This window comes from Halomonas sp. HAL1, assembly GCF_030544485.1.
GTDB classification, from domain to species: domain Bacteria; phylum Pseudomonadota; class Gammaproteobacteria; order Pseudomonadales; family Halomonadaceae; genus Vreelandella; species Vreelandella arctica.
Genome location: NZ_CP130610.1, coordinates 3,829,508 through 3,849,101, shown reverse-complemented (window position 1 = coordinate 3,849,101; position 19,594 = coordinate 3,829,508). Strand labels below are relative to the sequence as shown.

The following is a 19,594-nucleotide window of genomic DNA, read 5'->3' as shown; positions in this document are numbered from 1 at the left end:
ATGGATCGCCTCGAAATAGGTATTTTGGGAATAGTAGCAACGTTGATCATGATCGGCATTCGAGTCCCGGTTAGTGTTGCAATGGGAGTAGCGTCATTCGCTGGCATCTATTTCATGATGGGAATCATGCCAGCCATAGGCATCAGTAAGGCCATTCCTTATGACCTCATAGGTAATTGGAATCTTTCAGCTGTGCCCATGTTTCTACTTATGGGCTACATCGCATCTTCTGCTGGATTGAGCAGTGGCCTGTTTAGCGCCGCAAGGGTCTTTTTGAATCGTATCCCTGGGGGGCTTGCCACGGCTAGTGTTGCCTCAAGTGCGATGTTTGCATCTGCCAGTGGTTCGAGCGTAGCAACGGCAGCGGCTTTCTCGCGAATCGCTATTCCTGAGATGTTGAAAGCTGGTTATGCTCCTTCCTTGGCTGCAGGATCAGTCGCAGCGGCAGGGACGCTGGGTTCCTTGATTCCTCCCAGTGTGCTGTTAATTGTTTATGGGCTGACGATGGATGTTTCCATTAGCACGCTATTTTTGGCGGCGGTTGTCCCAGGCATACTTTCAGCGCTCGTTTTCGTCGCTATGATCACTATACGATGCATTCTGAATCCCAGCTTAGCGCCAAAGGTTGATGAGAAAACCACTTTGGGGCAGAAACTGGAGTTGGTGAGGGATATTTGGCCACTGCCGGTACTGATTTTAGGTGTGCTTGGCGGAATTTTTACCGGGATTTTCACAGCGACTGAAGCTGGAGCCATAGGTGCTTTCTTGGCCTGTGTGATAGCGCTATTCCGACGTACGCTTACTGCTAATACTCTGAAGATTGCTTTAATCGATACGGCAGTTGGAACCGCGACTATATTTATCATAGTCATGTCGGCAGCACTTTTCTCCAGCTTTATTGCGCTGTCAACTTTACCAAGTTGGGTAACATTACAACTTGCTGAGTTTGATACTATATGGGTGATAATATTAATTTGCCTCCTCTATATAGTTCTTGGATGCTTTTTAGAAAGCATATCCATCATTCTTTTGACAGTGCCTGTTCTTGCCCCTCTCTTGACGGGGATGGATATTAATCTGATTTGGTTCGGTGTGTTAGCAATCAAGCTACTGGAAACTGGGCTTATTACACCCCCTGTGGGGATGAATGTATATGTTATTAGATCGAGTCTCGGCAACACTATACCTTTGGGAACTATCTTTTCTGGCGTCTCATGGTTCATTCTGGCAGACGCCTTTACTATAACTCTACTGGTTGCTTTTCCTGTGTTAACGCTTTGGTTGCCAGGAATCGCAGGTTGAGTGATGTGGTAATGCAACAATAAGTATAATTCAACGCAGTTTTAATCAGGTAAACTCAGGAGATAATAATGAAAAAACTCACTTGTTCTGCTGTCGCACTGGCTGGTGTAGTAGCCTTTCCAGCAATGGCGAATTCATATATAGCTACTAATTGGATGTCTCCCGTTCATATCCTTAATGAACAGCCATATCAAAAGCTTGCTGAAGAGATATCGGAGAGCACTAATGGTGAAATGTCCTTCGAAGTATATTCCAGTAGCTCTCTGGTCCCTGCCAAGACAACCATGCAAGGTATTAGGGATGGAGTGGCGCAGCTAGGTGTTGTTTATCCCGGCTATACGCCATCCGAGCTACCTATCAATAATGTACTGAATGATTTGGTTTTTACATCCAGTGATGCCTTGGCTGCCGCTATTGCCTATACGGACATAGGGATAAACAATGAGTTGGTTAGGGAGGAGTGGCATGAGAACGGGGGGATTTTCGTAGGGGGCTATTCTACACCGGTCTATAATTTCATCTGTATGGATCCGATCCGCAGTCTGAATGATGCACAGGGAAAGAAAATCCGCACAGCCGGTGGAGCACAGACTGATTGGGTGAATAGCCTCGGGGGCGTACCGGTATCTGTTCCGATTGGGGATGTCTATTCAGGCTTAAGTCGCGGGTCTATCGACTGTACTCTTTCAGATCCTACTAATCTGGATAAGGGAAACAAACTCTGGGAAGTTGCTGAAAGTGTCACCACGTTACCTATGGGTGTGGTAATGGGGGCAACTTATGTCATGAATCCTTCATTCTGGCAGGGGTTAAATGAAGAACAAAAAAATATCCTTCTTGATCATTTAGCATCTGGGGTTGCTCGCACCCAGGTTACCTATGCTGCCGATGTGGACGCGGCACTCGACGGCTCTCGCGAGCGAGGCCTTGAAATTCTTTCGCCTAATGAAGACCTCACTGAGGCACTTGCTGAGTTCCAGAAATCGTTTATTGAAACGCTCCCACAAATGGCTATGGAAGGAAGAGGAATAGAGGATCCATCTTCTCTCATAGACGAATTCATCGCCAAGCAGGAAGAATGGAGTGTGCGTCTAGATACTGTCGACCGTACAGATCCGGATGCTATCGCCCAGCTCATCCGTGCTGAGATCTATGATGAGGTTGATCTGGCTAGTTTCGGTTATTGATTAAGTAGGGCCGGCATCAGCCGGCCCTCTGTTTAACTATTGGAGGAGTGCATGTCTAAGCCAGGTACAGCTGTGGTTACAGGTGGTGGCGCCGGTATTGGGCGAGCTATTTCATTGCGGCTATCACGGTCAGGCTACAATGTCATCGCTGTAGATCTAAACGAAGATCAAGCAAATGAAACAGCTCAGCTTATTAAAGAGGCAGGCGGAGAAGGCAAATCCTATGCTCTTGACATAACAGATGGTATTGCAGTAGAGAAATTTTTTAACTCTATCCCGCAAGTGGACTGCCTTATCAATAATGCGGGGACTTTTAATGTAAAAAAGTTTGCTGAACTGACGGTTAACGACTTCAGGTCCATGTATGAGGTTAATCTAGTCGCCATGTTTGATATGGCTCAAAAGGCTTCATTTAGAATGCCTGAGGGTGGATCAATAATTAATATTGCCTCTCGCGCAATGTTGGGCGCTAAAGAATATATACATTATTCATCATCGAAGGCGGCTGTCGTAGGATTTACTCGGTCTTTGGCTCTTGAATTGGCGAACAAAAGTATAACAGTAAATGCCGTAGCCCCAGGAGTAATAGAGACCGATATGCTCAAATCTAGATCGGATACTGATCTTGATGCCTTGAGGAGCATGCAGCCAATGGGACAGCTGGGATCTGCGGATGACATTGCGGGAGCAGTGAATTTCCTATCCTCACACGAAGCCAGATTCATAACTGGACAAGTAATGTTAGTAGATGGTGGTCGTTCTCTTGGCGGCGTTACGAATATATGAGGAACCTTAAATGAGCAGTAAAAATAAAGTTGCCATCGTCACCGGAGCAGCATCTGGCATTGGAAAATCGACAGCATCATTCTTAGCGGATAAAGGAATGAGCGTTATTGCAATTGATCGTGACGAAAATGGATTGATGCTTTTGAGAAATTCCTCCGCTGACAAGATCTACACCCTAGAGTCCGATTTGACGGATACTGACTTAGAAATCAAGGTTGCTGAGGCCCTGCATGTCATTGGTGGTGAGCTGTCGATCCTCGTCAATAATGCAGGGATGGGAGGCGGGGATAGTGTTCTCAGTACATCGGATGAATCGCTCAGAAATTTTCTTGAAATTAATATTGTATCGCTTTTCAGATTGAGTCGTTTAGCTATCACCGAAATGAAAAAACAGTCACATGGTGCCATCGTCAATGTGGCTTCCATCTATGCGGAAGTAGGCGCAACTTCTAGTTCTGCCTACTCTTCCTCCAAGGGGGCCGTTGCGTCATTGACTAGGCAGATGGCAACCGATTATGGACCCAGTGGCATTCGTGTCAATGCTGTCGCTCCCGGCCTCATCGAGACTCCTCTGACAGCGGAGCGTATTCGTACGGAACGCTGGCGCAAGCAAATTTTTGTTGAGCAGTCGCCTCTTCGTCGTGTCGGTCAATCCGATGAGGTTGCGCGTGCCATAGTATTCTTGGCCAGCGAAGATGCCAGTTTCATAAATGGTGAGATTTTACGGGTTGATGGAGGCTGGGGGATGGGTCGATACCCAAGGCCGGAGGAGGAGCTGTGAGCATGTGCAATGACTTTCCAGACAGCGAATATGATTTAGTAGTGATCGGTTCTGGAGCAGCTGGTATGACTGCAGCTCTAGTCGCTCACTTCGGAGGTATGAAAGTTGCTGTTTTCGAGAAGGATTCTTACTTTGGTGGTTCGACGGCTGTATCTGGAGGGGCGATATGGATACCGGATAACCCCAAAATGCGTGCAGCTGGAATGACTGATAATCGAGACGAGGCCTATAACTATATTGCTAATGAGACCGGCGAACTGCTGAATCCTAGTTTGGTAAGGGCCTTTCTGGAGGCGGGCCCTGAAATGGTGGGTTTCATGGAGGAGAATACTTACCTAAAATTCGAACACAGGACTTTTTCTCCTGATTATCATTCAGACCAACCTGGAGCTTCGCTTGGCGGTAGAGTATTAGATGCGCAGACTTTTGATGGGCGCCTCTTAAAGAAGCAATTCAATCGCCTTAAGCCTCCAATTGAAGATTTTACTATTTTCGGTGGCATGATGCTTAACCGGTTTGACATTGGTCACTTCATGAACATTACGAGGAAGCCAGCATCGGCGTGGCATGCGTTCCGCCTTCTCCTTAGACATGCTCGGGACCGATTACTCTATTCACGTGGCACCCGGCTTACGTTGGGTCAGGCGATTGCAGGGCGACTGGCCTATTCAGCGATAGAAAAAGAAATCCCGATATTCACCGAAGTGGCGCTGGCTTCTCTCAAGGTCGAAGCCGATAAAGTTGTGGGCTTTCATACCAATGATGGACGAGAGATTCTCGCCAAGCATGGCGTAGTGCTTGCCACTGGAGGATTTCCTGGAAATGGTGATTTAAGTAAGAGTGTTATGCCACATGTCCAGGCTGGCTCTAAGCATTACTCAATGTCACCCAAGCCGGCGATAGGGACTGCAATTGAAGCCGCTGAAGCCATTGGAGCTCACTTCGTCAAGACTAATAAACATGCCGGATTCTGGGCGCCAGTATCACTAATTCCCAGTCAGCACGGTGAACGACCATTTCCCCATTTGTTTCTCGATCGAGCCAAACCGGGTGTTATTGCTGTGAATTTGGATGGTAGACGCTTTGTTAATGAAGCGGTGTCTTACCATGACTTCGTGACTGGCATGATTGAAGAAGAGGTTCATGAAGCTTGGCTGGTGTGTGATCATCAGACATTGAGAAGATATGGTTTGGGCCCAGTCCGGCCATTCCCTTCCCCTTTCAAGAATCAATTACGCACCGGTTACTTGAAGAGGGGAACATCGCTCGAGGAATTGGCTGAGGTGCTAAGCATGCCTTCAGATAACTTAATTGAGACTGTTAAGCGTTTCAACTTAGATGCTTGCACAGGGACTGACCAAGAATTCGGAAAGGGCTCTACAGACTATCAAACCTATTTGGGCGATGCTGAGCATGAGCCTAACCCTTGCCTGAAACCTCTTGAGCAAGCACCGTTTTATGCTATCAAGATATATCCAGGGGATATCGGGACTTCCATGGGTCTTGCAACCGACGAAAAAGGACGGGTTCTGGATAAAGAAAATAAAGTTATCCCTGGGCTTTACGCCTGTGGTAATGATATGAACTCTATTATGGCAGGCTCTTACCCAGGTGCTGGCATTACCCTGGGGCCCGCATTGGCATTTGGCTATATTGTAGGCCGTGATGCTTCTGAAGCTAAAAGAGCCTCAGAAAATTACAAAGAAGAGGCTGTTTAAATTAATGTTGTTGCGGTGTTGCCTATGTGATTATTGTTCTAATTTAATTGCTTGTATGCCTGGGTTCATAGAATAACTGCAGCACTTTGAGCCACTCGGTAGAAGCAGAAGGGCCGCGCCGGTACCCCCCCCTGCTTTACCGACCAAAGTGAAGCAGAGCATGGGATACCGATAGCTGACTCAGACCCAACGATACCAGATTCACTCTTATATTGGGGTAGGAATGAGCAGTGACAGGTCGCCAGAGACCTTGGAATTCATAACAGTACGATTATCCGCGAACTGTGTCGTAACACGACCGCTGACGGTTATGAACCTGAGCTGGCTCAGCACCGTAGCAACAACCGGCGACGTACCGCCTGGACGTGGACGAAGCGGTCTACCCAGCATGATCAAAATCGTCGCTAAGAAACTGAGTGAGGGGTGGAGTCCTGAGCAGATTAGCGGTTTCATGGCGCCTTTGAACGGCATAGGTGTCAATTACCAATGGATCTACGCCTTGAATTGGAATGACAAGGCGCGCGGAAGCGGTCTCTGGCGGTACCTTCGCCAGCCTAAGCGGCGCAGCAAGACCGTGCTCATGCCAAGAGCAAGATCCCAACCATGTGGGTATTGAGCACCGTCCCACTGAAGTCGATGATCGACTCATTATCGGCCATCGGGAGGGCGACACTTTGCTTAAGGGGCATAACCAGTCGGGCTTAGTTACGTTGGTGGAGCGCCGCAGTGGCTATTTAATGACAGCGCGTTTGCCAAAGATAACAGCAGAACTGAGCGAGAAGGCCATGATTCGGCTACTCTAGCCTCGGTGCGATGAAGAGCATCACGCTGAACAACGGTTCGGAGTTTGCATGTCACGAGGAGGTTGCCAAGGCCGTTAGCGCGTTAGTTTACTTCTGTGATGGCTACTGCTCGGGAAAACGAGGCGCCAACTAAAATACGAACCGCTTGATACGACAGTATTCCCCGAAGGGTCGGGCTTACAACAGATCGCGAATGCCGAGGTGCGACGAGTGGTCAATAAGTTAAATGACCGGCCTAGAAAGCGTCGCGGCTATCGAACATCGGCACAGGTGCTACAGGGGGAATACTCAAGAGGCTTGACCGCAGGTACTGATGAGATGGTCTCCTCCCACTCCAAACCGGCGTCATAGTGCGCCAAGATAGAGGTGACATCCACTATCTGCATGAGCAGGAGAAGACCATGAATAAGCATAGGACAATCGGCATTGACCTGGCCAAAAGCAGCTTCTACCTGGTGACTCTCAGCCCGCAAGGCAAGCGTGAAGGAAGAACCAAACTCACTCGAGCCAAACTTCTGAATTTCATGGCTCAGCAACCCGTGTGTACGGTGGCCATGGAAGCCTGTGCATCCTCTCACTACTGGGCACGTGAGATTCAACATTTCGGCCATCGTGTACAGCTGCTACCGGCTCAACATGTCAAAGGGTACCTACGCGGTCAGAAAAACGATTACAACGATGCGCAGGCGATTGCCGAAGCCAGCCAACATGGGGCCATCCGGCCAGTGGCCATCAAGACTATCGAGCATCAAGATGAACAGACCTTCTTGCAGATGCGCAGGCATCTGTCGGCAGAGCGCACGCGATTGATCAACCATGTTCGCGGGCTACTCGCAGAATATGGCCTGGTTCTGAAGCAAGGAAATGGCGTCTTGAGAAAAGCACTACCCGGTATCCTGGATGATACGCGCAATGATTTGACCGAGAGAATGCGAACCTTGCTGCATCGCCAGTATTCACGACTGGTCGCGGTAGACGAGGAGTTGGCTTGGTACAATGATCAACTGAAGCACGACACTCGGCAGGACGCCGTCTGCCAACGGTTACTAAAAATCCCCGGATTTGGCCCCATTGTCAGCAAAGCGGTGAAAAGCTGGATGGGTGATGGCAAGCAGTTTGTTCGCGGACGGGATGCATCGGCCGCCTTGGGGTTGGTGCCTAAGCAGTTCAGTACGGGCGGACGCAATGTACTACTGGGCATCACGAAACGGGGCGATCCTTACGTTCGAGGTCTGGTTATCCATGGTGCCAGGGCTGCTGTCAGGTGTGCGGCAGGAAAAGACGACCCTCTTCATCAGTGGATCAATCGTCTCGTGGCTACTCGGGGGGTAATCCCCCCATTTATAACCGAAGCGATAAGTAGAGTTGGTTAGGCCGCCATGGCCACCTTCTGTTTCGGTGTTATCCCACCCAATGCCATGTTCGGTCGCTCGTGGTTGTACGTCCAGAGCCAGCGTGTGGCAAAATCCTGTACTTCAGCGATCGAGTCGAAAAGATAATGGCTCAACCAATCATAACGGACTGTTCGGTTGTAGCGTTCAACATAAGCATTCTGCTGCGGATTCCCCGGCTGGATATATCGAAGTTCAATGCCTTCCTGCCTTGCCCAGGTAACGAGCTTACCGCTGATGTATTCCGGGCCGTTGTCACAGCGAATGGCTTTTGGCTTGCCGCGCCATTCGATCAACTGCGTGAGAGAGCGTATTACGCGCTCTGCCGGCAGCGAGAAGTCTGCATCGATGATCAGACCTTCCCGGTTGTAGTCATCGAGCACGTTGAACAATCGATACGTTCGGCCGTCTGCCAACTGGTCGTGCATGAAGTCCATAGACCAACAGCCGTTCAGAACCTGCGGTACCGACAAGGGTTCCGGCTTTTTCCGCACCAGTCGCTTCTTGGGCTTGATCCGCAGGTTAAGCTCCAGCTCCCGGTAAATCCGGTAGATGCGCTTATGGTTCCAGCCGAAGCCCTTCACGTTGCGCAGATACAGGTAACACAGCCCAAACCCCCAGTTACGCTGGTTATGGGTTAAACGCACCAGCCAGTCGGCAATCACCGCGTTCTCATGGCTCAGCTTTGCCCGGTAGCGATAACAGGTCTCACTGATACCAAAGGCCACACAGGCCAGCCGTACACTGCAGCGATCGGCATCAACTGCATTTTTTGCCATCTCTCGGCGTTGAGATGGCTTTACCACTTTCCCTCAAGGGCCTCCTGGCGAAGCTCGGATTTCAAGCGCTCTTCGGCGTACATCTTCTTGAGTCGACGGTTTTCGTCTTCCAGGTCCTTGAGGCGCTTCATCATGGACGCGTCCATACCGCCATACTTCGAACGCCATTTATAAAACGTGGCACTGCTCATACCGTGCTCGCGGCAAAGTTCAGGAACCGGCACGCCAGATTCGGCTTGCTTCAGAATCGCCATGATCTGGCTGTCGGTAAAACGTGATTTTCGCATGTGGAATCTCCTGTCTGTTCAGAGTACAAAATTCCACTTATCACCGCGATTATTTTTCGGGGGGATTACCGGGGTGTTAACAAGGCCACCGTCGCCTTGGCCAACAAGTTACTTCGAATCGCTTGGGTGATCATCAGTCGCGGAGAAAATTACTGCGTGAGGCTAGCCAGCGCAGCATAAAAAATCCTTTACATACCCGTATTTTAATTTGCCGAGGCGAAGTAAAGCGCTTCAATGTCTAGGTTGCGAAGGCAACAGGCACGATGAAAAACAGGTCAGACCGGCATACTGAAAACCTGATAAGTGCAGCGGCAGCCAATGCCGAGGTGTTGATAAGGACGGTATGCGCGAATGTCTCATCAAGGCCAGAAGCCTCAGGCTTCAACAACAGGCCGGATATATGAAAGCCAACCTGTCCCTTTCTTCAGCCTGAGGCCTTGCAAGCCGGGAGGAGACCATATATGTGCTTAATGTTTGAATTCAGGATCAGAGAGGCCGCAAGATCTTGCTATTATAGAAGAGTTGCCGCTCCTGAAAAGATCCAGCAGTAAGTGGCTATCAGCGAGAAGTTGGTTCACCAGATCCAATGCTCAATGAGGCCAAAGAGGATGTTAAGATTGACGCCCTGCGCGATCAACTGCCGAGCCAAATGAAAAGGAGAGCCGCCTTGTGCCTCCCGTTAGCGCCGTCAGCACGGCTTCTCCGACACGCTGGTGCGAGAGCATATTGAATATCAAAACGTTCTTTGCTTAGGTGAGCGAAGAGCTGCAGTCGATCCCCGCTCAACTGAAAATGCTCGAATACAGGCAGGAAAAGGCCGTGTTCGTGCAAGGCGGCGACGGGCGTATGAATTCCGTATCCCGCCCAGTGTCCATGCTCGGCAAACATACCGCCTCAACGTCATTGCTTACATATCTGATCACCGCCAAGTACGCCGACGATTTACCGCTGTACCGGCTGGAGGGCATACTAAAGCGCTCGGGGCATGAAGTGAGCCGTACTCAGATGGTAACCTAGATCATTTGCCTGGATAACAGCTTCGGATCCTTGACCAACTTGATAAGGGGGACAGAACAGCAGCGCTTATCTTTAGGCCGATGAGTCCGCTTGCAAGTAATCAAGGAAAGCGGCAAATCGGCAAAGTTGGATAATTGGATGTGGGTCACACGGGGAGGGCCACCCAATCAGCGCACGGTGCTCTTTGCGTATGATCCGTCTCTTTGGAGAGAGATACCCGTGTGCCTGCTCGACGACTTCTCAGGTGTCTTGTAAGCTGATGGCTTCGCTGGTAACGCCAGGTGCGCCATGCCAATGGCTTCACTCGTGTTGGGTGTTGGATTCATGCACGCCGCAAGTTCAAGGGTTAGCTTTCATTCCAAGGCGTCTTGCCACCCTGGTGAACATCTCCCTTAAGTGATCTCACATTTTCCAACGCTAGGATACCCGATTGAGAAGGCGCCGGGCCCCGAGACAGTGGCTACCCGTGCTAGTCAGTAGCGTGATAGCGGCCTGTTCTCTCCACAGTTTTGTAAGTAGGGAGGCATAAACTATGCCAGATTCTGTAATTGGAAAAGCGGCTGACCGAGATCCACCCAATGAAGCTTCGAATGCCAGTGAGACACGTGTCCTGAATCTTTCGTCAATAATGGTCGAGTCCCCATAGTTTGGGTCGGGCTGGAAGATCATGCTGAGGTAGCAGGGGTTTATTCGGGGTATCGTTATCCACCTCCGGTCAGCGTGCCCTGATCCTCTAGGATCTGCAGTTGCTGATCAATGGCATGAAAGTGTAAATATACCGCCAGCTCAAGCGTTTTCGAAGGTATTTTTAACCGACTTCTGGTATCATATGAACAATGAATTCAAAGGGTTAAGTTTCTCATTCCAGCGCACCTTCCTCCAAAAGAAAAATGTCTTGTTGCGGGAGCAGCTGGAGGCCTAGACTATGGCTATTCGTTAGCTAACTCTAAAGATGAGTTGGTCCAAGAAGCAACTTTTCGGCCCTATATCGGAGAAGCAGGTGGCTGGCCTGCAGTGACAAGACACGCTGTTCCAGACAGAAAATGTCCTTATCTCCGATAAGCCTGCCGATGGTAAACAACTCCCGGTTCGGGCCTATCAAGACGGTACCGGCAAGAAGCAAAATAGGAACCAAGAAGCCGGTGAATACGCCAGCGTCGCTCAACAGCCTGACTAATGCCAGCCTCTGACCGGACTGTTGGTGGGCCGCTCCCTTTCATCCATACACGTCACAAGTTCCAGTTCCACCTACCTTTGTATCGCCAATATCATCGCATCCAGCAGGCAGGTGTCACCTTCAGCCGCAGCATCCTGACCAATCTGGTCAAGCGGGCCACGATCTGTTGCGGGTCATTGTGGATGCCCAAACTGACAGTGTCCTGCGCAGTCGGATGCTGTCCATTGGCGAAGCGCCCATTGAAGTCTGTCACCAGGACCGGACAAGTCCGCAAAAAGGCAAGATGAAAGCCAGCTGGTTCTAGTCGCTATACGTCGATACCGGCGAGGTGGTCTGCACCTACTCGAACAGCTGTGGGCGCCCCCATTATGAATAGGTATTGAACGCCTAGTTCACGAGCACTCTGATCAGCGACGGTTACGTCGATGTGCCAGCTATGTGGCGGCAAAGAAAAGCATCACCCACGCCTATTGTTGGGTACATAGCCGCCATTACTTTGTCAACGCCCTGGACGATTAGCCGGAGCCGACGACAGAGGTCCTGCAACAGTTCGCGACACTGTACTAGGTAGAAAGGACCCTTAAGGAGAAGGCACTGAACGTTGATAAAATGCTAGTACCGTCGGCGGGAACACACCGTAGTCGGTGGTCTGCGACTTCTTTAAGTGGTGCCGAGCTCAATTGGAACAAGGTGGCCTGCTTTTCAGTGAAAGGTTGATCAAAGCCTTTCACTGCGTGCTTAGCAGCGAGTGGGTCCATCCGGGTATACCTGGAGACCCGGACGTCCGGTCGGACACCAGCTAACTAGAACAGATCCGGCGCCCTATCCAGCTGGGTAAGGATTATCCCAGGACTTAAGTTATGGAAGAGTTACCTTAAGCGCAAAACATGACTGTTCGGTGATATCTCGTGCTGTGCTCACTCCAGCGCTACCTGCTACTTTTTAGTCGAAACAGCCCAGGTCAATGAACTGGGTTCTGCTGCGTACCTCTATCACGTGCTGACCCACATTGCCACGACGGGTACGTTGCAGGCATTGAAAGCGTTACTGCCCCGACTAGAGATTCTTGAGGCCGACAAAAAAGTGTCGTAATGCGATCAGGCCAAGTGGGCTAATTAAAGGGCTCTTACAGTTCTCTTCCTGCCAGTTGGCCTCGATAGCCACTTTATCCACTATAGTGGACATCTCGCAAGCAGGGCGGTTCTCTCTATTCCTGTTCATCAACCTCATGTTGGTGCTCAGGGTTTGGTAAGACTCAGGCTTGTGATTTATACGTGCATTAAAATTTGATAATGGTGTTTTTATTAGTTAATGTAAAATCATGTGGGTAGTAAATTACTGACAATCTTCGCCATGTGAATGAGGAAACAGTATGTCGGTGCTTGATACTTGTGATGTCTCGACCCAGGATCAACCGTCCCTTCTTCAGCCGTTATCTCTAAGGGGATTGAAGCTTAAGAACCGGATGACCGTCTCACCCATGTGCCAGCATTCGGCGGTGGACGGTGCTGTGCAGGACTGGCACATCGTCCATTATGGTAAGTTCGCTTTGGGCGGTGCAGGGCTAGTGCTAACCGAAAGCACAGCCGTCAGAAGCGACAGCAGAGTCGGAGTGGCGGACCTAGGTATCTGGTCCGACGATCATGTGCCGGGGCTGAAACGGCTGAGCGATTTTGCCCATGCCAATAATACGGCCTTCGGCCTCCAACTAGCTCATGCTGGACGTAAAGCATTTTCAGAGCCGCTATGGGAAGGGGGAAGGGCGCTAAGCATTGAGGCGCTCGATGCCAGCGGCCTTCAATGGCGACGCGTGGGGCCAAGTGCCATCGCGGCTAGCGGCGAATGGTCCGAACCCGAGATGTTGACGCAAAGTGAGATTGAAGAGATACGGGAGGATTTCGTGGCAGCGGCCAAAAGGGCCGACCAGGCGGACGTTGATGTAATAGAGCTGCATTTCGGTCATGGTTACTTGCTGGCCAGTTTTCTGTCACCTCTCTCGAACCAGAGAACCGACACATACGGTGGGTCGCTGGAAAACCGGATGCGTTTTGCCGTCGAGACGGCACAAGCAGTGCGCGAAGTATGGCCCGACGACAAACCTTTGTTTGCCCGCCTGTCCTGTCTAGATGGGGCGGAAGGTAGTTGGGGGATGGAGGATACCGTGGCTCTGGCTCTTGCCTTGAAGGCGGTCGGTGTTGACGTGATTGATTGTTCTTCGGGAGGGCTGACGGAAGAGACGCGGCGTAGCAACGTGCCGCGCGGCATTGGCTTCCAGGTGCCCTTCGCTGAAGAGGTACGCCGCCGAGCAGGAATTATGACGCAGGCCGTTGGCATCATTCTGACTCCCGAGCAGGCCAATGAGATCGTGGCCAGCGGCAAGGCGGATCTGGTTGCGCTCGGCCGCGAGTTGTTGCGCACGCCCTACTGGCCCGCCGAAGCGACGCGCGTATTGAGTGGGCCCGAAGACTTCAGCTCTTGGCCGTTGCAGCACCGTGAGTGGCTTGACCGGAGGCATAAGGTGCTGAGTCGTCTGAGCGAATCCGAGTAATAACAATGATAATGAGAAGGAGAAGTCAATGATCACGCGATTTGGGTTGTTGACAAAACGCAAAGGTTTATCAACCGAGGCGTTTAACGAACACTGGCATCTGGTGCATGGCCTCATGGCTGCACGTTTTCCAGGGCTAAGAGGCTATTGGCAGCATGCGGTAGTTGACAAGGAGCAGTTCGGTATCACTCATTCACGCGGTGATTATTGGGACCTGGATGGCTTTTCAGAGCTTCATTTCGACGACATGGAGGCGATGCTGGAAGCCGTCAACGGCGATACCTTCGCGCCCGCGCTAGTTGATGAGATCGAATTCCTCGACAGTGTCAGCCTCGTTGCCTGCGAGAAGCACGAGGTTGTGCCCGTGAACCTGGGAGAGGGCTCGTTTGTTAAGCGTATGACTCTGCTCAGGCGCTTGCCGGGCATTAGCCCCGAAGAGTTCCGCCATGAATGGTTGGTAAATCATGCAAATTTTGTTCGTCAATGGCCGAAGGTGTTGGGCTATCGCCAGAACCTAGTAGTCGATCGTCACCAAGGCTCGCGCACTGAAAATGCTACTTATAATGAGGTGCCGGTGGACGGAATTGTTGAGTTCTGGTTTCGCAATAAGGAAGAGGCGGCTGAGCTCTATGCTAGCGACATTGTGGCCAAGACGCAGGAGCACGCCAAAGTCTTCCTCGACACGATCACTCCCTATTTCGTCGAAACACGAAAAATTGTCTAAGTGTGCGTCGCGGCAAATCAGAAAGCTCGGGGAATGCTCCGGGCTCTTTTGGTGGTGCGCCAGGCATGGCGCGCAGCGCCTTGACGGGCGCTATTCCTGTGGGTGGTGCCGCAGGATGACTTGGGGGTGGAAGTCCCCTGCACGCCCGGCAAGGGGAAGTGCTAGCCAACGGCAAGGGTGTCTCCCGCGAGGTGGAATCTGAAGGAAGCCTAAGGCAAAACGCTGGCTCGACGGGGGCGCCTAGCTGAACAGGAAGCGGATACGAGGCGGCATGGCGGGGTGAGATGGCCATCATCATCAAAGCCCGGTACTTGCACGGAACGCCATGACGTAGATCCGACAGGCATAAGCGGGAAGGTCGCGCGTCTTACCCTGGGAGGTCTGGTGGTCTGCCACTGTGCTACCGGCGTCAAGAGGCGACGGGATGGATCACCAGACGTCAGCAGAGGCCATAGTAAGTGCCGGTTCACCACGGCACCAAGGGCCGAACATGAAGAACCGCGAGTAGGCGATAACGTCTCGATGCTCGATCATGAAGACAGAAACCGACGCTAATACCGTCACTCACCCAGAGGGGCAAGGGCAGTACCCCGCGTCCCGGCCGGTGAGCGTCGAGACGATCCCGGCGTCGCTATCGTGGACGAAAGCGGAGCCAACCTCGCTCATGGAGCGGGTCGTTGACCCGGAGAACATGGAGCGAGCTTACCGTAAGGTGGTGGCCAACAAAGGGGCACCAGGTGTCGAAGGCATGACGGTACATCAGTTAGCCGACCACCTAAAGCAGTACTGGCCAACGCTGCGTGAGCGGCTGCTGGCCGATGAGTATCACCCCAGCCCAATCCGAGCGGCCACGATCCCCAAGCCTAAAGGCGGCGTACGGCAACTCGGCATTCCCACAGTCACTGACCGGCTGATCCAGCAAGCGCTGTCCCAGGTGCTCATGCCGATCTTCGACCCGCTCTTCTCTGAGTCAAGTTACGGCTACCGCCCCAGGCGGAGTGCCAAGCAGGCCGTCTCGGCCATGAAGGCTCACGTTACCGCTGGCCACCGTTGGGTGGTCGACCTTGACCTGGAAGCCTTCTTCGACCGAGTGAATCACGACCTGCTGATGGCCCGGGTCGCGCGGCGCGTTGACGACAAGCGCGTGCTGCGTCTGATCCGTCGTTACCTGGAGGCGGGCATGTTCCAGCAGGGTCTCCCCACGCCGAGAAGGCAGGGGACGCCCCAAGGCGGGCCACTCAGCCCGCTGCTGGCGAACATCCTGCTGGACGACATGGACAAGGAGTTGGAACACCGAGGCCACCGCTTCTGCCGCTACGCCGATGATGTGCAGGTGTATATCAAAAGTCGGCGGGCAGGCGAACGTGTCATGGAAAGCTTGAGTGAGTATCTCGAGAGCTCACTCCGGCTGACGGTCAATCGCCGGAAAAGTGCGGTGGATCGGCCATGGAAACGCGACTATCTAGGCTACAGTCTTACTCGGCACAAGCAGTCGAAACTGACGCTAGCCAAGACCAGCCTGAAGCGTATGATGCAGCGTGTCCGTGAGATACTGAAGCGTGGTAGGGGGCGTCACCTCCAGCAAGTGATCAAAGAGTTAAAGCCCATCCTGCGAGGCTGGGCCAACTACTTTGACCTCGTTGATGTGAAGCGCCCACTGGAAGCGCTGGATCAATGGATACGACGGCGCTTACGCGGCCTGCTCTGGCGGCAATGGAAACGCCCTCAGACTCGGCACCGGAACCTTCGAGGACTGGGTCTGGACGCGCCCTGCGCTTGGAAATCGGCGGGTAATGGGCGAGGCCCCTGGTGGAACGCCGGGGCATCGCACATGAACCAAGCCCTGCCGAGAAAGTGGTTTTACGATCAGGGTCTGATCTCGGTATTGGAGACGGTAAGAGGGCTTAAACGTTCTTCATGAACCGCCGTATACGGAACCGTGCGTACGGTGGTGTGAGAGGACGGGGGAGGTGACTCCCCTTCCTACTCGATCATCAGACAAAGCGCGTAGCACCTTGACTTATGTTGTTCCTGAGGGTGGTGCTTCAGGGTGATTTGGGGGCAGATTCCCTGTGCACACTGCAAGGTGTAGTGCTAGCCACCGGCAAGGGTCTCCCTCGCGAAAGTGTATCTGACTGAGTCATAAGGCAAACGCTGGCCTGACGAAAAGGAAGCAGTCACGAGGCGTGATGGCGGGGTGAGATGGCCACAATTATCAAATCCCGGTACTTGCACGGAATGCCACGCCGTAAATCTGTCAGGCGTAAGCGGGAAGGCCGCGCATCTTACCCTGAAAGGCTGTCTGGTGGCCTGCCACGATGCTACCAGCGATGGGATGGGTCGGCAGAAGTTAGCCGAGGCCATAGTCAGTGCTAGATCTCCGTGGCAACAATGGTGGCCGAACATGAAGAACCGCGAGTAGGCGATAACGTCTTAAGGATCGATCATGAAGACAGACTATGGCGCTACTGCCGCCACTTCCCCTGAGGGTTAGTGACGGAACCCGCACCTCAGAGGGTGAGCTTCTAGACGACTCCTGCATCGCTATCGGGACGAAAGTGGAATCAGCCGCGATCGTCATGGAAAGGGGCTTCTGCCCAGACAGCATGCAGCGAGCCGAGCTTACCGCTCACAAAGGGCATCGAGTGTTGAGGGCATGACGATGCATCATTTGATCATCTAAGCAGCATCGTACAAGGCTGCGTAAGCGGCTACTGGCCGAAGGATATCCCCCAGCCCCATCCGTTACGATCCGCAAGCCTAAAGGCAGGACGCGACAGCTCGGTATCCCCACGATCACCGACCAGCTGATCCAGCAAGTGCCGTCATAGATAACGATGCCGATCTTTGATCATGCAAACTATCTCGGCCATGAAGGCGTCGACGAGGACCACCGGTGGTTGTTCGACCTCGACCTGCTAATGGCACGGGTAGCACGCGCGTTAGCGACAAACGAGTGCTGTATCTGATCCTACTCCGCTACCTGAAGGCCGGACTATTCCTGTATGGCCTGCCTACTGGCGCCACATTTGGCGCATCTTCGAAAAGCTGACGCCGATCCATCGGGGCTAGACTAACTACTTCGATTGAGTTGATGTGAAGCGTCCGCTTGAAACGTTGGATCAGTGGAGAAATAGTCGATTGCGCGCCTTGATTTTGCACCAGTGGAAGCGAAAGACGCGTTGTCGGAAGCATCTAGTGCTAGGACTGGTGCATATCATGTCTGGTAATCGGCATGGAATGGTCGAGGCTGCTGGTAGAAGGCTGGGCATCGCACATGAATTAGTTTCTGCCGCGAAAGTGGTTCAACGGCAAGGGCTGATCTCGGTACTCCATCCGATTAGATGGCTTACACTTTCTTTAAGAATTGCCGTATACCGAACGGTGCGTACGGTGGTGTAAAGGCGGGGGAAGAAATTCCCCCTTCTTCTCAATTCAGGTGGTCAGATAGCCACCATCCACTACGATGGTCGCACCGGTTACGTAAGTTGACATGTCAGATGCAAGAAAGATGATTGGACCGATGATTTCCTTCGGGTCGCCGAATCTGCCCATTGGGATTCGCGACAGAAACCGCTCCCGACGCTCGTCATTGTTGCGGGTGGCTTCGGTCATCGGAGTGACCAGTGTGCCTGGGGCTACTGCATTAACGCGTACCCCGTCCTTGCCAAGTTCAGCAGCGAGGTTCTGGGTTAGCATCTTCACTGCCGATTTCGAAGTCGAATAGGAGATCGACGTGGCGGTCGAAACAAATGAGGCAATAGAGGCCATATTAATGATTACGCCCTTGGTCTTCCGCAGCACGGGGACGAAGGGAAGGATCATGTTGAGTGTGCCATCGAGATTGACGCTCATGCCGAGCGCCCATGTTTCACGGACATCGGGGCTGTCGATCGTATTGCGTGGGCAGACACCTGCATTGTTAATCAGTAACGATACGTCCCCGTGCTGTTTGACTGTTTCTGCCAGCGCGGTACAGGCTTCGGCATCGGTGACATCAAGTGCATAGGCCCATGCTTCACCTCCGGAGTTGCGAATCTCTTCAGCAATTTTTACAGCGTTCTCCAATTGGATATCGGCCAAGATAACCCGCGCGCCCTCATCGGCAAGTCCTCTTGCGATGCAGGCGCCAACACCCTGCCCGGCTCCCGTCACGACGGCCAGTCTATCTTTCAATTTCATATTATATTTCTCCTCAAACATGGCAATCCATCAGTCATTCATGTTCAAAGATTATACGATAGATAATTAGTTCACAATAAAATAATAATCACTGGGGTTTCTCTTCGTCCCAATAGCCGAGCTCTGATGACAATCGGCGTGTCGCTTCGACTAGTTTGCGGGCAAAAGCTGATGTAGGTGCTTTTACGAGAATGCGGGCATCGCCCACTAGTGTAACTACGGCGAGTATCTGTCCGAGATGATCGAAGATCGGCGAGGCGATGGCGTTGATACCACGTACTGGCGGGTTTGGAACCGAAGAAATGCCAGTCTTTCGTATCATGGCGATATCTGTCTCGTCATAAGGCTGCGGGGTGCCCACGCATCGTTCGAGAAAAGATTTCGGCAGGTTGGAGCGCATGGATGGGTTAATCAGATTTGGAGGAAGGTAGGCCGCAAAAATTCGGCCAGTCGCTGTACCGGTGACCGAGTAAACTGTCCCGACCTTTGTGTTCATGTGAATCTGATCCTCGCCTTCGTGCACGACCACAACAGTCGGGCCGAAGGCTCCCCAAACTGATAGGAGCACCGTCAGGCCGGTTTCCAGTGAAAGTTCAGCCACTGCTTGCTCAGCCAACTGCATTGGATCGACCGTCCGCATCCGTGTGATCGCTAGATCCAATGCAAAGGGCCCCAGCTGGTAGCGCCCAGCAGGACCGTTCTGTTCCACCATGCCGAGGTTTCGGAAGCTGACTAGGTATGGGTGGGCCTGAGCAGGTGCTATGCCAGCTACGGCGGCTAACTCCTTCAGCATCATTGGCTCGCCGCAGGTGACGAGCGCTTCCAATAACTGGGTGCCGATCTCGATGGATTGGACGCCTCGTCCCTCAGAGTTCTGTGACTTACTGGACATGAGATTGCTTCGCTATTTCA

15 protein-coding genes and 1 pseudogene are annotated in these 19,594 nt (G+C 52.2%); 13 read left to right on the top strand and 3 right to left on the bottom strand.

Features of this window, described 5'->3' with window-relative positions:
• The 7 genes from Q3Y66_RS17880 (at position 1) to Q3Y66_RS17850 (ending at position 7,950) form a co-directional block, all read left to right on the top strand.
• Positions 1–1,302 carry a TRAP transporter large permease gene (locus Q3Y66_RS17880; protein ID WP_008957225.1) on the top strand — a complete coding sequence of 434 codons (1,302 nt, stop codon included), beginning with the start codon at positions 1–3 and terminating at the stop codon, positions 1,300–1,302.
• A gap of 68 nt (positions 1,303–1,370) precedes the next feature.
• On the top strand, positions 1,371–2,489 hold the full coding sequence (locus Q3Y66_RS17875) for a C4-dicarboxylate TRAP transporter substrate-binding protein (RefSeq protein ID WP_008957226.1): 1,119 nt from the start codon (positions 1,371–1,373) through the stop codon (positions 2,487–2,489).
• 51 nt (positions 2,490–2,540) lie between these two features.
• Positions 2,541–3,275, top strand: a complete 735-nt coding sequence (locus Q3Y66_RS17870) for an SDR family NAD(P)-dependent oxidoreductase (RefSeq protein WP_008957227.1) — start codon at positions 2,541–2,543, stop codon at positions 3,273–3,275.
• 10 nt (positions 3,276–3,285) lie between these two features.
• Positions 3,286–4,056 carry an SDR family NAD(P)-dependent oxidoreductase gene (locus Q3Y66_RS17865; protein ID WP_008957228.1) on the top strand — a complete coding sequence of 257 codons (771 nt, stop codon included), beginning with the start codon at positions 3,286–3,288 and terminating at the stop codon, positions 4,054–4,056.
• Between the two features lie 2 nt (positions 4,057–4,058).
• Complete coding sequence (locus tag Q3Y66_RS17860; protein WP_008957229.1) at positions 4,059–5,774, top strand: FAD-dependent oxidoreductase; 1,716 nt, start codon at positions 4,059–4,061, stop codon at positions 5,772–5,774.
• Positions 5,775–6,283: 509 nt separating this feature from the next.
• The gene (locus Q3Y66_RS17855) at positions 6,284–6,577 is read left to right on the top strand and encodes a hypothetical protein (protein WP_050805291.1); all 294 of its coding nucleotides are present in this window, start codon (positions 6,284–6,286) and stop codon (positions 6,575–6,577) included.
• 401 nt (positions 6,578–6,978) lie between these two features.
• Positions 6,979–7,950 (top strand): IS110 family transposase, encoded by a 972-nt coding sequence (locus Q3Y66_RS17850; protein ID WP_303319509.1) that lies wholly within the window; start codon positions 6,979–6,981, stop codon positions 7,948–7,950.
• Here Q3Y66_RS17850 and Q3Y66_RS17845 read toward each other — a convergent pair.
• Positions 7,947–9,034, bottom strand: a protein-coding gene (locus tag Q3Y66_RS17845; protein ID WP_085942797.1) for an IS3 family transposase whose coding sequence is annotated in 2 segments (ribosomal slippage) — positions 7,947–8,779 and positions 8,779–9,034 — 1,089 coding nt in all. Because the reading frame shifts where the segments join, the coding sequence is not laid out codon by codon here. The two genes, Q3Y66_RS17850 and Q3Y66_RS17845, sit on opposite strands and share 4 nt — an antisense overlap.
• A 792-nt stretch (positions 9,035–9,826) precedes the next feature.
• Between Q3Y66_RS17845 and Q3Y66_RS21005 the strand changes: the two are divergent.
• From Q3Y66_RS21005 to ltrA, 6 genes and pseudogenes are all read left to right on the top strand, one after another.
• Positions 9,827–10,306, top strand: a pseudogene (locus tag Q3Y66_RS21005) (transposase).
• A 921-nt stretch (positions 10,307–11,227) separates the two neighbouring features.
• Positions 11,228–11,515 (top strand): transposase, encoded by a 288-nt coding sequence (locus Q3Y66_RS17835; RefSeq protein ID WP_139041493.1) that lies wholly within the window; start codon positions 11,228–11,230, stop codon positions 11,513–11,515.
• A gap of 604 nt (positions 11,516–12,119) precedes the next feature.
• Positions 12,120–12,320 carry a transposase domain-containing protein gene (locus Q3Y66_RS21000; protein WP_139041494.1) on the top strand — a complete coding sequence of 67 codons (201 nt, stop codon included), beginning with the start codon at positions 12,120–12,122 and terminating at the stop codon, positions 12,318–12,320.
• 280 nt (positions 12,321–12,600) lie between these two features.
• Positions 12,601–13,776, top strand: a complete 1,176-nt coding sequence (locus Q3Y66_RS17830) for an NADH:flavin oxidoreductase/NADH oxidase (protein WP_083832166.1) — start codon at positions 12,601–12,603, stop codon at positions 13,774–13,776.
• 28 nt (positions 13,777–13,804) lie between these two features.
• Positions 13,805–14,500 carry an EthD family reductase gene (locus Q3Y66_RS17825; RefSeq protein ID WP_008956068.1) on the top strand — a complete coding sequence of 232 codons (696 nt, stop codon included), beginning with the start codon at positions 13,805–13,807 and terminating at the stop codon, positions 14,498–14,500.
• Positions 14,501–15,032: 532 nt separating this feature from the next.
• Positions 15,033–16,421, top strand: a complete 1,389-nt coding sequence (gene ltrA / locus Q3Y66_RS17820) for a group II intron reverse transcriptase/maturase (protein ID WP_008956069.1) — start codon at positions 15,033–15,035, stop codon at positions 16,419–16,421.
• A 1,514-nt stretch (positions 16,422–17,935) separates the two neighbouring features.
• Here the strand turns inward: ltrA and Q3Y66_RS17815 are convergent.
• A complete protein-coding gene (locus Q3Y66_RS17815) occupies positions 17,936–18,682 on the bottom strand; it encodes an SDR family NAD(P)-dependent oxidoreductase (protein WP_008956071.1) in 747 nt (248 codons plus the stop codon).
• A gap of 88 nt (positions 18,683–18,770) precedes the next feature.
• The gene (locus Q3Y66_RS17810) at positions 18,771–19,574 is read right to left on the bottom strand and encodes an IclR family transcriptional regulator (RefSeq protein ID WP_008956072.1); all 804 of its coding nucleotides are present in this window, start codon (positions 19,572–19,574) and stop codon (positions 18,771–18,773) included.
• Positions 19,575–19,594 lie beyond the last annotated feature (20 nt).